Annotated in this window: 13 protein-coding genes; 9 read left to right on the top strand and 4 right to left on the bottom strand. The window is 70.7% G+C overall.

Annotated features, from left to right (window positions below; translation table 11 throughout):
• Positions 1–35 precede the first annotated feature (35 nt).
• Positions 36–164 carry a keywimysin-related RiPP gene (locus AC4BDD_RS04660; protein WP_490689683.1) on the bottom strand — a complete coding sequence of 43 codons (129 nt, stop codon included), beginning with the start codon at positions 162–164 and terminating at the stop codon, positions 36–38.
• A 308-nt stretch (positions 165–472) separates the two neighbouring features.
• On the opposite strand from AC4BDD_RS04660, the gene AC4BDD_RS04655 reads away from it, so the two are divergent.
• The 6 genes from AC4BDD_RS04655 (at position 473) to AC4BDD_RS04630 (ending at position 6,810) form a co-directional block, all read left to right on the top strand.
• On the top strand, positions 473–865 hold the full coding sequence (locus tag AC4BDD_RS04655) for a DUF488 domain-containing protein (protein ID WP_490689682.1): 393 nt from the start codon (positions 473–475) through the stop codon (positions 863–865).
• Between the two features lie 61 nt (positions 866–926).
• The gene (locus tag AC4BDD_RS04650) at positions 927–2,120 is read left to right on the top strand and encodes an argininosuccinate synthase (protein WP_490689681.1); all 1,194 of its coding nucleotides are present in this window, start codon (positions 927–929) and stop codon (positions 2,118–2,120) included.
• Positions 2,121–2,231: 111 nt separating this feature from the next.
• Positions 2,232–3,662 (top strand): argininosuccinate lyase, encoded by a 1,431-nt coding sequence (gene argH, locus AC4BDD_RS04645; RefSeq protein WP_490689680.1) that lies wholly within the window; start codon positions 2,232–2,234, stop codon positions 3,660–3,662.
• Between the two features lie 93 nt (positions 3,663–3,755).
• Positions 3,756–4,307, top strand: coding sequence for a TetR/AcrR family transcriptional regulator (locus tag AC4BDD_RS04640; protein WP_490689679.1), 552 nt, complete (start codon positions 3,756–3,758; stop codon positions 4,305–4,307).
• Entirely contained in the window at positions 4,304–5,845 is a 1,542-nt protein-coding gene (locus AC4BDD_RS04635; RefSeq protein WP_490689678.1) for an MFS transporter, read from the top strand. Before AC4BDD_RS04640 ends, AC4BDD_RS04635 begins: the two co-directional genes overlap by 4 nt.
• Positions 5,846–5,985: 140 nt before the next feature.
• A complete protein-coding gene (locus tag AC4BDD_RS04630) occupies positions 5,986–6,810 on the top strand; it encodes an alpha/beta fold hydrolase (RefSeq protein ID WP_490689677.1) in 825 nt (274 codons plus the stop codon).
• Positions 6,811–6,984: 174 nt separating this feature from the next.
• On the opposite strand, the gene AC4BDD_RS04625 is transcribed toward AC4BDD_RS04630, so the two are convergent.
• Complete coding sequence (locus AC4BDD_RS04625; protein WP_490689676.1) at positions 6,985–7,662, bottom strand: lysophospholipid acyltransferase family protein; 678 nt, start codon at positions 7,660–7,662, stop codon at positions 6,985–6,987.
• A 290-nt stretch (positions 7,663–7,952) separates the two neighbouring features.
• Between AC4BDD_RS04625 and AC4BDD_RS04620 the strand changes: the two genes are divergently transcribed.
• The 3 genes from AC4BDD_RS04620 to AC4BDD_RS04610 all read left to right on the top strand — a co-directional run bounded on the left by AC4BDD_RS04620 (position 7,953) and on the right by AC4BDD_RS04610 (position 10,445).
• Entirely contained in the window at positions 7,953–9,104 is a 1,152-nt protein-coding gene (locus AC4BDD_RS04620) for a glycerophosphodiester phosphodiesterase (RefSeq protein WP_490689675.1), read from the top strand.
• Positions 9,105–9,268: 164 nt separating this feature from the next.
• The gene (locus AC4BDD_RS04615; RefSeq protein WP_490689674.1) at positions 9,269–9,790 is read left to right on the top strand and encodes a sigma-70 RNA polymerase sigma factor region 4 domain-containing protein; all 522 of its coding nucleotides are present in this window, start codon (positions 9,269–9,271) and stop codon (positions 9,788–9,790) included.
• A gap of 151 nt (positions 9,791–9,941) precedes the next feature.
• Positions 9,942–10,445: a GNAT family N-acetyltransferase gene (locus tag AC4BDD_RS04610; protein ID WP_490691657.1), complete on the top strand. Its 504-nt coding sequence runs from the start codon at positions 9,942–9,944 to the stop codon at positions 10,443–10,445.
• A 126-nt stretch (positions 10,446–10,571) separates the two neighbouring features.
• Here the strand turns inward: AC4BDD_RS04610 and AC4BDD_RS04605 are convergent, their stop codons facing one another.
• On the bottom strand, positions 10,572–11,018 hold the full coding sequence (locus tag AC4BDD_RS04605) for a hypothetical protein (RefSeq protein ID WP_490689673.1): 447 nt from the start codon (positions 11,016–11,018) through the stop codon (positions 10,572–10,574).
• Positions 11,011–11,379, bottom strand: coding sequence for a hypothetical protein (locus AC4BDD_RS04600; protein ID WP_490689672.1), 369 nt, complete (start codon positions 11,377–11,379; stop codon positions 11,011–11,013). Before AC4BDD_RS04600 ends, AC4BDD_RS04605 begins: the two co-directional genes overlap by 8 nt.
• Between the last annotated feature and the right edge of the window lie 88 nt (positions 11,380–11,467).

The raw sequence follows: 11,467 nt of genomic DNA, 5'->3' as shown, positions 1-11,467 counted from the left end.
TCACTCTGCGGTCAGTGCGTCAGCCGATCGGTGTGTCAGCCGATCAGGCGGTGCCGGCCCAGAATGTCCGGCGGCCCCGTCCTCTTGACCAGGAAGAAGAACAGCCCCGTCACCTTGGTGAAAGAGCCGACCGCGGTCAGCGTGGGACGTTCGTACGCGCGCATCCGGTTTCACCTCCGTCCATCCGCGTCGTGCGCCGTCGCGGCCGCGGGCGGACACGGCGTCAGCGTGAGTGACCGTCCATCTGAGGAGGAGACACCTGGCGAGCCGCCATGCGGTCCTGACACCCGACTGGGCGGTATTAAAGCACTCAACTACCCAGGTCCGTCCGCTTCTCGGGCGGGCCGCGACTCCTTCCAGGATAAACCTTTTGTCGGTTTTGGAGAGGTGTCGCTTTCCTGTGCGGCGCAGGGCGTTCCGGTCGGGCGCGCGGAGTGGCGCTTCCCTGAAGGGGCGGTGCTTCCATGGAGATATGGCCGAGGGCGACGGAATCCGCGTCCGCCGCGTCTACGACCCGCCCGAGCCGGACGACGGCGCGCGGGTGCTGGTCGACCGACTGTGGCCACGCGGTCTGGCGAAGAGTGATGCGCGTCTGGACGAGTGGGCTAAGGATGCCGCCCCCTCCGCCGAGCTGCGCCGATGGTTCGGGCACGCCCCGGAGAAGTTCACGGCCTTCGCCGAGCGCTACCGCGCCGAGCTGGCCGATCCGGCGGGGTGCGCCGCGGTGGGGCGGCTGAGGGAGCGTGCCGTGGCCGGCCCGCTGACCCTGCTGACCGCGACCAAGGATCCCGATCACGGGCACGCCGGAGTGCTGGCGGAGGTGGTGCGCGGCGGCGGTCGGGCGCGTCCGCGCGGGTCTCGTTGACGAAACATACGGTGGAGTGCATACTTATACCCATCAGCGCATGGACTGTAAGGAGAAACCCGTGACCGAGCGCGTCGTACTCGCCTACTCGGGCGGACTGGACACCTCCGTCGCCATCGGCTGGATCGCCGAGGAGACCGGCGCCGAGGTCATCGCCGTTGCCGTGGACGTCGGCCAGGGCGGCGAGGACCTGGACGTCATCCGCAAGCGCGCCCTGGCCTGCGGTGCCGTCGAGGCCGAGGTCGCGGATGCCAAGGACGAGTTCGCCGACGAGTACTGCCTCCCGGCGATCAAGGCCAACGCCCTCTATATGGACCGGTACCCGCTGGTTTCCGCCCTCTCCCGTCCGACGATCGTCAAGCACCTCGTCGCCGCCGCCAGGAAGCACGGCGCCACGACCGTCGCCCACGGCTGCACCGGCAAGGGCAACGACCAGGTGCGGTTCGAGGCAGGTATCTCCTCCCTCGCCCCGGATCTCAAGTGCATCGCTCCGGTCCGTGACTACGCCATGACGCGCGACAAGGCCATCGCCTTCTGCGAGGCGAAGGACCTCCCGATCGCGACCACCAAGAAGTCCCCGTACTCCATCGACCAGAACGTCTTCGGACGGGCCGTGGAGACCGGCTTCCTGGAGGACATCTGGAACGCCCCCATCGAGGACATCTACGAGTACACCGAGAACCCGGCGACTCTGCGTGACCCCGACGAGGTCGTCATCACCTTCAAGGAAGGTGTTCCGGTCGCCATCGACGGCAAGCCCGTCACCGTGCTCCAGGCCATCCAGCAGCTCAACGAGCGCGCCGGTGCCCAGGGCATCGGCCGGATCGACATGGTCGAGGACCGGCTGGTGGGCATCAAGTCCCGCGAGGTCTACGAGGCGCCCGGCGCCATCGCGCTGATCACCGCCCACCAGGAGCTGGAGAACGTCACGGTCGAGCGGGAGCTGGCCCGGTACAAGCGCCAGGTCGAGCAGCGCTGGGGCGAGCTGGTCTACGACGGTCTGTGGTTCTCCCCGCTCAAGCGGGCGCTGGACGGCTTCATCAACGAGGCCAACCAGCACGTCACCGGCGACATCCGCATGACCCTGCACGGCGGCCGCGCCGTCGTCACCGGCCGGAAGTCCGACGCCTCGCTCTACGACTTCAACCTGGCCACCTACGACACCGGCGACACCTTCGACCAGTCGCTGTCGAAGGGGTTCATCGAGATCTTCGGCATGTCCTCCAAGATCGCCGCGAAGCGGGATCTGGCGTAGCGGCAACCCGCCGCGCTTGGGTAGCCCGCGCGATGGCGTGGGGTAGGCAAGCGCGGCGGCCACCGGCCCACACCCGGCGACGAATCCGTACCCACTGCAGGAGCACCGCGCGTGAGCAGCAACGAGAACAAAGACGTCCGGCTCTGGGGCGGTCGGTTCGCCGACGGGCCCGCGGAGGCCCTGGCCAAGCTGTCGGCCTCCGTCCACTTCGACTGGCGGCTCGCGCCGTACGACATCGCCGGATCCCGCGCCCACGCGCGCGTGCTGCACACCGCGGGGCTGCTCACCGCCGACGAGCTCGACCGCATGATCGCCGGACTCGACCAGCTCGAAGCCGATGTCGCCTCCGGCAGCTTCGTCGGCACCATCGCCGACGAGGACGTGCACACCGCCCTGGAGCGCGGCCTGCTGGAGCGGCTCGGCCCCGACCTCGGCGGTAAGCTGCGCGCCGGCCGCTCCCGGAACGACCAGGTGGCCACCCTTTTCCGCATGTATCTGCGGGACCACGCCCGGATCATCGGCGGACTCCTCACCGATCTCCAGGACGCGCTGGTCGGCCTGGCCGAAGCCCACCCCGACGTGGCCATGCCCGGTCGGACGCACCTCCAGCACGCCCAGCCGGTGCTCTTCGCCCACCATGTGCTCGCCCACGTCCAGGCGCTGTCCCGGAACGCCGAGCGGCTGCGGCAGTGGGACGAGCGGACCGCCGTCTCGCCCTATGGCTCCGGCGCGCTGGCCGGTTCCTCGCTCGGGCTGGACCCGGAGGCGGTGGCCCGGGACCTCGGCTTCGAGCGCGGCTCCGCGGCGAACTCCATCGACGGCACGGCCGCGCGCGACTTCGTCGCCGAATTCGCGTTCATCACCGCCATGATCGGCGTCGACCTCTCCCGGATCGCCGAGGAGGTCATCATCTGGAACACCAAGGAGTTCTCCTTCGTCACCCTGCATGACGCCTTCTCCACCGGTTCCTCGATCATGCCGCAGAAGAAGAACCCGGACATCGCCGAGCTCGCGCGCGGCAAGTCCGGCCGGCTGATCGGCAACCTCACCGGCCTGCTGGCCACCCTCAAGGCCCTACCGCTCGCGTACAACCGGGACCTTCAGGAAGACAAGGAGCCGGTCTTCGACTCCTGTGACCAGCTGGAGATCCTCCTCCCGGCCTTCACCGGCATGATGGCGACGCTCACCGTCAACCGCGAGCGCATGGAGGAGCTGGCCCCCGCCGGTTTCTCGCTCGCCACCGACATCGCCGAGTGGCTGGTCAAGCAGGGTGTGCCCTTCCGGGTCGCCCACGAGGTCGCGGGGGAGTGCGTCAAGGAGTGCGAGGAGCAGGGCATCGAGCTGGACCAGCTCACCGATGACCAGTTCGCGAAGATCTCTCCGCACCTGACCCCAGAGGTCCGCAGCGTCCTCAACGTCCCCGGCGCCCTGGCGGCACGCAGTGGCCGCGGCGGCACCGCCCCCTCCGCCGTCGCCATCCAGCTCGCCGAGGTCAAGTCGGATCTGGTCATCCAGCGCAACTGGGCCGACGCTCAGCGCTGAGCTGCGGCGAGCGGGTAGCAGGCCAGGACACGCGCCTGCGGCGGCATCGTACAGATTGAGACATGGATGTCTCAGGCGGGCTATAGTCGTCTCATGACCGTCGACCGTGCCCATGTGCTCCGCGAAGCCGCCGCCCTGCTCACCCGGAAATCGACCGCGTCCATGGACGAGATCGCCAGGGCCGCCGGGATCAGCCGTGCCACGCTCCACCGGCAGTTCGCCGGGCGTGACGCGCTCATCCGGGCCCTGGAAGACCTCGGGATCGAGCAGCTCGAGGCCGCGCTGGACGCCGCCGGGCTGGAGGAAGGCGACACCATCGACGCACTGCGGCGCATGATCGCCGCAGTGCGTCCGGTCTCCGGATTCCTCGCCTTCCTCTACACCGAGAACCAGCTCTTCGAGGGCGAGGACATCAACGCGGGCTGGGCCCGGCTCGACGCCCGAGTGGCCGCACTCTTCCGCCGCGGGCAGGAGGAAGGGGCCATCCGCATCGATCTGACCCCGGCCTGGCTGACCGAGGCGTTGTACGGGCTGATCGCCGCGGCCGCCTGGGCCGTCCAGGACGGGCGGCTGGCGGCCAAGGAGATGGACTACATGGTCGTCGAGCTGCTGCTCGGCGGAGCCCGGCGAGGTGCGGCCCGATGACGGCCAAGACCTTCACACCGGAAACGGCAACCGAGCTGCGGCGCGGGCGCTGGCTGGCCCTCGCCGTGCTCGTCCTCGCCGTCCTGCTGGTCGCCGTCGACGCGACCGTGCTCGGCCTGGCGACCCCCTACCTCAGCGAGGACCTGCGGCCCTCCAGCACCCAGCTGCTGTGGATCGGCGACGTCTACTCCTTCGTCATCGCCGGACTGCTGGTCTCCATGGGCAGCCTCGGCGACCGCATCGGGCGCAAGCGCCTGCTGCTGTGCGGCTCGGTCGCGTTCGGCGCGGTCTCCGTGCTCAACGCCTACGCCACCAGCCCCGAGATGATGATCGTGGCGCGGGCGCTGCTCGGCGTGGCGGGAGCGACCCTGATGCCCGCCACCCTCGCGCTGATCCGCAATCTCTTCCACGACCCCCGCGAGCGCAGCCTCGCCGTCGGCATCTGGGGAGCCACGGCCTCGGCCGGCGCGGCCGTCGGACCGGTGGTCGGCGGCTTCCTGCTGGAGCACTTCTGGTGGGGCTCGGTCTTCCTGATCAACCTGCCGGTGATGGCGGTCCTGGTGCTGGTCGGCATCCGGCTGCTGCCCGAGTCACGCGACCCCGCGCCCGGCCCCTGGGACCTGATCAGCGTGGCCCTGTCGCTGATCGGCGTGGTCGCCGTGGTCTACGCGGTCAAGGAGATGGCGGCGTACGGGATGCGCTGGGACGTGGCCGCCGCGGCCGCGATCGGCCTCGGCGCCCTGCTGTGGTTCGTACGGCGGCAGCTCACCCTCCCCGTGCCGCTGCTGGACATGCGGCTCTTCCGGCACCGCGGCTTCTCCGGCGCCATCCTGGCGGATCTGCTCACCATCCTCGGCCTGGCCGGGCTGATCTTCTTCCTCTCCCAGTTCCTGCAACTGGTGCAGGGCCGCGACCCGCTGGAGGCCGGGCTGGCCGAACTGCCCGCCGCCATCGGGGCGGTGACGGCCGGACTGGTCGCGGGATCAGTGGCCCGCCGCTTCTCGGTGCGGGCCGTGGTCTCCGGCGGACTGGCGGCCGTCGGCCTCGCGCTCGCCGCGCTGGTCGCCCTGGAGCCCGGCACCGGCTATCCGCTGCTGGGCGCCGCGCTGCTGGTCGTCGGTGTGGGCGCGGGCTTCTCCTTCACCGTCACCGCGGACGTCATCCTCTCCAGCGTGCCCAAGGAGCAGGCCGGTTCGGCCTCGGCGGTCTCGGAGACGGCGTACGAACTGGGCGCGGCACTCGGCATCGCGGTGCTCGGCTCCATCGTGACCGGGGTCTACCGCGACTTCACCGCCCCTGAGGGGCTGTCCACCGCGGCGTCGGCCGAGGCGCACGACTCCCTCGGCGGCGCCGTGGAGACGGCCGCCGCCCTGCCCGGCGACGCCGCGGCGGAGCTGCTCGCCTCCGCCCGGGAGGCGTTCGTCGAGGGGCTCCGGAGCGCCGCGGCGGTGGGCGCGGCCGTCCTGCTGGTGGCCGCGGTCGCCGCGTGGTTCCTGCTGCGGGGCCAGAAGCTGGCGGACAGCGCGCACGAAGAGTGACACATCGCAGGTAACCAGCAGTAACAGGTACGGAAGTGACGCAGCACTCATTGACGCTCCGTTAACCCTCCGGAAATATCTGATCGCCGGTCGACAATGTCGACCGGCGATCAGCATTCGCCAACGATGGAGGGGGATCCATGCGTCTTCGCGTGATGGTTCGTTCGCTTCTCGCCACCGCCGCCGCGGCCACCCTGGCCCTGACCGCCTTAGTGACCCCGGCAGCCGCCTCGGGCACGGACCTTCCGCCGCCCGGCGCCAACAACTGGTCCTGTAAGACCGACTCCGCCCACCCGCAGCCGGTCGTGCTGGTCAACGGCACGTTCAAGCACATGTGGGAGAACTGGCTCACGCTCTCGCCGCGGCTGCGGAACGCCGGCTACTGCGTCTTCGCCTTCAACTACGGCCACCTGGAAACCGACCCGATACCGGACGCGGCGGCCGAGCTGCGCGACTTCGTCGAGGCGGTGCGCGCCGCGACCGGGGCCGAGAAGGTCGACCTCGTCGGGCACAGCCAGGGCGGCATGATGCCCCGCTATTACGTGAAATTCCTGGGTGGGGCGGACAAGGTCGACGACCTGGTGGGCATCGTCCCGTCCAACCACGGCACGAAGAACCCGCTCGCCCTGCCGGCCGGCTGGACCTTCTGCCCGTCCTGCCTCGACCAGCGCCCCGACTCCGACCTGATGAAGCGGCTCAACTCCGGCAGCGAGACGCCGGCCGGCCCCGACTACACGGTCATCGCCACCCGCTACGACGAGGTCGTGATCCCGTACACCAGCGCCCACCTCAACGGCCCCGCGGAGTACGTCACCAACGTCACGCTCCAGGACCGCTGCCCGCTCGACCCCTTCATGCACGACCAGTCCCCGAAGGACCCGGTGGTCGCGCAGTGGGTGCTGAACGCCCTCAGCCGCCCGGGCCCGGCAGATCCGGGCTTCCAGCCCCGCTGCCTGGCCCTGTGATCCGTCCTCCGGTGGCCCGCGCCCGACCGCGGGCCACCGGAGAACGACAAGCCACATGGCGACGACAGCCACAGGCGACAGGAAACGACAGGCGGCGACAAGCCACAGGCGTGGCCGAACCGCGGGTGGAACACACCGCGGGCCGGGCCACGCCTGTTGTCTGGGTGGAGCGGGTCAGGCGGCCTTCTGCGTCCGCGCCTTGGTGGCGTACACGTCCACGTACTCCTGGCCGGAGAGCTCCATGACCTCGCTCATGACCTCGTCGGTCACCGCCCGCAGCACATAGCGGTCGCGGTCCATCCCCTCGTACCGGGTGAAGTCCAGCGGCTCACCGAACCGGACGGTGACCGGCGCGATGCGCGGCAGGCCCCGCCCGCCGGGCTGCACCTTGTCGGTGCCGAGCATGGCGAACGGCACCACCGGCGCGCCGGTCATCAGGGTCAGCCGGGCGATCCCGGTACGGCCCCGGTACAGCCGGCCGTCGGGGGAGCGGGTGCCCTCCGGGTAGATCCCGAAGACCTTGCCCTCTTCCAGCACCCGGCGGCCGGTCATCAGCGCGGCGACACCGCCGTGGCCACCGTCCCGGTCCACCGGGATCATGCCGACGGAGGTGAAGAACCAGGCCATCAGGCGGCCCTTGACGCCCTTGCCGGTGACGTAGTCGTCCTTGCCGATGAAGAACACCGGCCGCTTCACGACGAGCGTCAGGAAGATCGAGTCGATGAAGGTGACGTGGTTGCCGGCGAGGATCACCGGGCCGTCGGCCGGAATGTGCTCCGCCCCTTCGACGCGAGGGCGGAACAGGACGCGCAACAGCACTCCGAGTGTCGCCTTGAGGAAGATGCGGGACAACGGGTCCTCCGGTCGTGGTCGTCTTCGCTGCGCGGCCGGTGGACGGGCATCCCGCGCACCGCGCACCAGCGCAGGTGAGGACGATACTCGCGGGTACCGCCCGACCGCACACCGGGTTTACACACCTGACACGTGGTGTTGCACCGGATTTCCTCCGCGTTCGGCCCCAGGACTCCCGCCAGTACGCCGAACGCGCATACGATCGGCGGGTCTTCCGGCAGGTCACGGACGCGACGCCGATCATTGCATCGGCATCTGGGCCTATCAGCAACATCATGCGAGGAGTGTTCATGCAGCAGGAGCAGCAGCCCGGTCGGCGCACCCTTCTGGGGGCGGCCGCGGCCCTCGGAGCGGGCGCGGTGGTACTGGGCGCGGCAGGCGGCGCCACGGCCGGGCAGCGCACCGGCACCGGTGCGCCCCGCGACCTGCCGGTGCCGACCGTCATCGGCCACCGCGGCGCCTGCGGTTACCGGCCCGAGCACACGCTCGGCTCCTACCAGCTCGCGCTCGACATGGGCGCCGATGTCATCGAGCAGGACGTGGTGCCGACCAAGGACGGGCACCTGGTCTGCCGTCACGAGAACGACATCACGGCCACCACCGATGTCGCCGACCGTCCCGAGTTCGCCGGGCGCAAGACCACCAAGACGGTCGACGGGCATGCGCTGACCGGGTGGTTCACCGAGGACTTCACCCTTGCGGAGCTGAAGACGCTGCGCGCCAAGGAGCGCATCCCCGGCACCCGCCAGCGCAACACCCTCTACAACGGGGTCTGGGAGGTGCCCACCTTCGAGGAGGTGCTCCAGTGGGCCGAGCGTGAGGGCCGCAAGCGGGGCCGCCGCGTGTGGCTGCACATCGAGACCAAGCACCCCACCTACTTCCGCAAGCTGGGGCTGGGCCTGGAGGAGCGGGTCGCCAAGCTGCTGCGCCGGTACGGCCGGGACAAGGCCAGCTCCCCGAACTTCCTGCAGTCCTTCGAGCCCAGCAGCATCCAGCGGCTCGGCAAGCTGGGCCTGCGGTGCCCCAAGGTCGTGCTGCTCGACGAGCCGTCCGTCAAGCCCTGGGACTTCGTGGAGGCCGGCGACCCGCGGACCACCGCCGACCTGCTGAAGCCCGAGGGCCTGAAGTGGATCGCCGGCTTCGCCCAGGGCATCGGCCCCTGGCTGCCGCAGGTCATCGCCCAGGACGAGCAGGGCAAGCTCGGCGAGCCCACCGGCCTCGTCCGCGACGCGCACGCCCAGGGGCTGCTCGTCCACCCGTACACCCTCCGCAACGAGAACACCTTCCTGCCGGCGGACTTCCGGCGCGGCACCGACCCGGCCGCGTACGGAGACGCTCTCGGCGCCCTGAAGAAGTACTTCGAGGCGGGCATCGACGGCATCTTCTCCGACAACCCGGACACCGCACTGCTGGCGCGGGACGCCTTCCTGAAGAAGTCCTGACGCCACGGCGCCCCGGTCCGCAAGGCGCGCCCCATGGTCCGGGGCGCCCTGAGACCGGGGCGCCCCGGCCCGAAGTGCGTCAATCGGGTGCATCGCCCGCCCCCGGACGGGTGAGGCGTGGCCGTGCCGGAAACCGTGCCCGGCAGGGCCACGTCCCGCCGGGTATGGATCTTCTGGAGGAACTGGGCCCACTGCTCTCCGCCGAGGCGCAGGCCGAGGCGCACGGCGCCGGAATCGACCCGGCCGACCTCGAACAGAGCGTGTGGTTACGCCTGCTGGAGCACACCCGCAACGCCGGTCCGCCGCCGCAGCCGGCCCGCTGGCTGCGCGGCGCCGTCCGGGCGGAGGCGCGCGGGGCCCGGCGCCGCGCGCGCCGGGAGGTGCCGTACGACCCGGTGGGCGGCGGGCCGGCCAGCGGCCCCGAGTCCTGCGCCGAGCGGCGGGCGCTGGACGCCGAGACCGGCCGGGCGCTGCATGCCGCGGTGACGCGGCTGCCGGGCCGCTGCCCCGGTCTGCTGGCCGCGCTGCTGTCCCGGTCCGATCCGACCTACCGGGAGATCGCACGTGAGTTGGGAATGTCACAGGGCAGCCTTGGCCCGGTACGTTCCCGATGTCTGGGTTGCCTGCGCAGAATGCTCACGGCGGAGGTTGCGACTCCTGAACTCCGGGGAAAGGAGCGGAGGTGACAATCGGCGCCTCGGAGTCGGCGTACACCCTCACGACGCCTCCGGTGAGAGCCATACGACCCTGCCGGGTACCAGGAACCGGGGACCGCTCCCCGCGGACCGCACCCCTCGCCGGCCGGGCGGACCGAGAACATGGGGAGGCATGCACACCATGGGCATGAGCGTGACCATCTCTGCGGCGACCGACCTCGACGCCGAGCAGATCCTCAAGCTGCAGTACCTCTGCTACCAGCGGGAAGCCGAACTGTACGGCGACTACTCCATCGAGCCGCTGACGCAGTCCCTGGAGGACCTCCGCACCGAACTGGGCGAAGGCTGCGTGCTGGTCGCCCGGCTCGGCACGGAGGTCGTCGGTTCGGTCCGCGGCGTCGTCGACGACGACGGCACCGCCTCCATCGCCAAGCTCATCGTCCACCCGCGGATGCAGCGGCACGGTCTCGGCGGCCGGCTGCTGGCGGCCATCGAGGAGCGGCTGGCGCAGGAGCGGGCGGCCTCCCGCTACCGGCTGTTCACCGGACACCGCAGCGAGGGCAACCTGCGGCTGTACCGCCGCTACGGCTACGCCCCGATCGGCACCGAGGAGATCAACCGCCGGCTGAGCCTGGTGCTGCTGGAGAAGCCGGTGAGCGCCTCGGTGCTGATCGCCGGCTCCTGAGCCGGGCTCCGGCTCAACCCATCCGCGCCCGCCGGCCTCGGTGTCCGGCGGGCGTCGGCATGCGCGCGGCCCGCGGGACGGTCTCAGCTCGCGAAGCTTCCCGTGAGGCGGTCCCGCGAGGCGGTCTCAGTCCGCGGGGTCGGTCCGGGCTTCGGCGCGGGCCCGGCGCAGCCAGAGCAGGCCGGTCACCGGCAGGAAGATCGGGATGAACAGATAGCCCATACCGTAGTCCGACCACACCGTCTCGTCGGGGAAGGCGGACCGGTCGGCCAGCGTCCAGGTGCCCACCGTGAGGACCCCGAGCAGCTCGGCGGCGCAGCAGACCAGGGCCGCCTTGCGGGCTCCTTCGCCGCCGCGGACCAGCGAGAGGGTGATGAAGGCGTAGACCGCGGCGGAGACCGCCGAGAGGATGTACGCCAGCGGGGCGTCCTCGTACTGGGCGATCAGCTGGTAGATGGACCGGGACGCCGCGGCGACGGTGAACACCCCGTACAACATCACCAGCAGCCGGCCGGGGCCCTGACCGAGCCCGGACCCCTGGGCCGTCGTCCTGCGCGTCGCCGACTCAGCCACCGGTGCCTCCCCAGATGTCGAACAGCCGCACTTCCAGGACGGCCAGCACCACGGCGGCGGCCGCGGCTGTCGCCGACCCCCAGCGGGTGCGCTCCGCCAGGGACATGAAGGCCCCGATCGGCACGGCGAGGGCGGAGCCGATCAGATACGCGATGAAGATCGCGGTGCCCTGGTCGGGGTGGGCCCCGCGGGTCAGCTGGACGATTCCGATCACCAGCTGGACAAGTCCGATCACCGACACCACGGCCATGCCGATCAGATGCCAGTCCTTGGTCGGCTCGTCGCGGTACGCGGCGAAGCCGCACCACGCGGCCAGCGCGAGGGCGGTCACACCGAGCGCGACCGTTACTGCGTCGATCACCGGGACCTCCGCGTCGCATGGCGGCACAGACAGGGCTTGACAGGCATGGGGGAGATGCTAATCCGCGCGGCACAAGGTGTTGCGCCCG

This window comes from Streptomyces sp. JLBT605, assembly GCF_058215555.1.
The sequence above is the reverse complement of the archived record's forward strand: the minus strand, read 5'-3'. Positions and strand labels throughout refer to the sequence as shown.

Coding starts and splice junctions, on each gene's coding strand:
- AC4BDD_RS04660 (WP_490689683.1), bottom strand. CDS start 164: ATGCGCGCGTACGAACGTCCCACGCTGACCGCGGTCGGCTCTTTCACC.
- AC4BDD_RS04610 (WP_490691657.1), top strand. CDS start 9,942: ATGGGCATGAGCGTGACCATCTCTGCGGCGACCGACCTCGACGCCGAG.
- AC4BDD_RS04640 (WP_490689679.1), top strand. CDS start 3,756: ATGACCGTCGACCGTGCCCATGTGCTCCGCGAAGCCGCCGCCCTGCTC.
- AC4BDD_RS04620 (WP_490689675.1), top strand. CDS start 7,953: ATGCAGCAGGAGCAGCAGCCCGGTCGGCGCACCCTTCTGGGGGCGGCC.
- AC4BDD_RS04615 (WP_490689674.1), top strand. CDS start 9,269: ATGGATCTTCTGGAGGAACTGGGCCCACTGCTCTCCGCCGAGGCGCAG.
- AC4BDD_RS04655 (WP_490689682.1), top strand. CDS start 473: ATGGCCGAGGGCGACGGAATCCGCGTCCGCCGCGTCTACGACCCGCCC.
- AC4BDD_RS04630 (WP_490689677.1), top strand. CDS start 5,986: ATGCGTCTTCGCGTGATGGTTCGTTCGCTTCTCGCCACCGCCGCCGCG.
- AC4BDD_RS04635 (WP_490689678.1), top strand. CDS start 4,304: ATGACGGCCAAGACCTTCACACCGGAAACGGCAACCGAGCTGCGGCGC.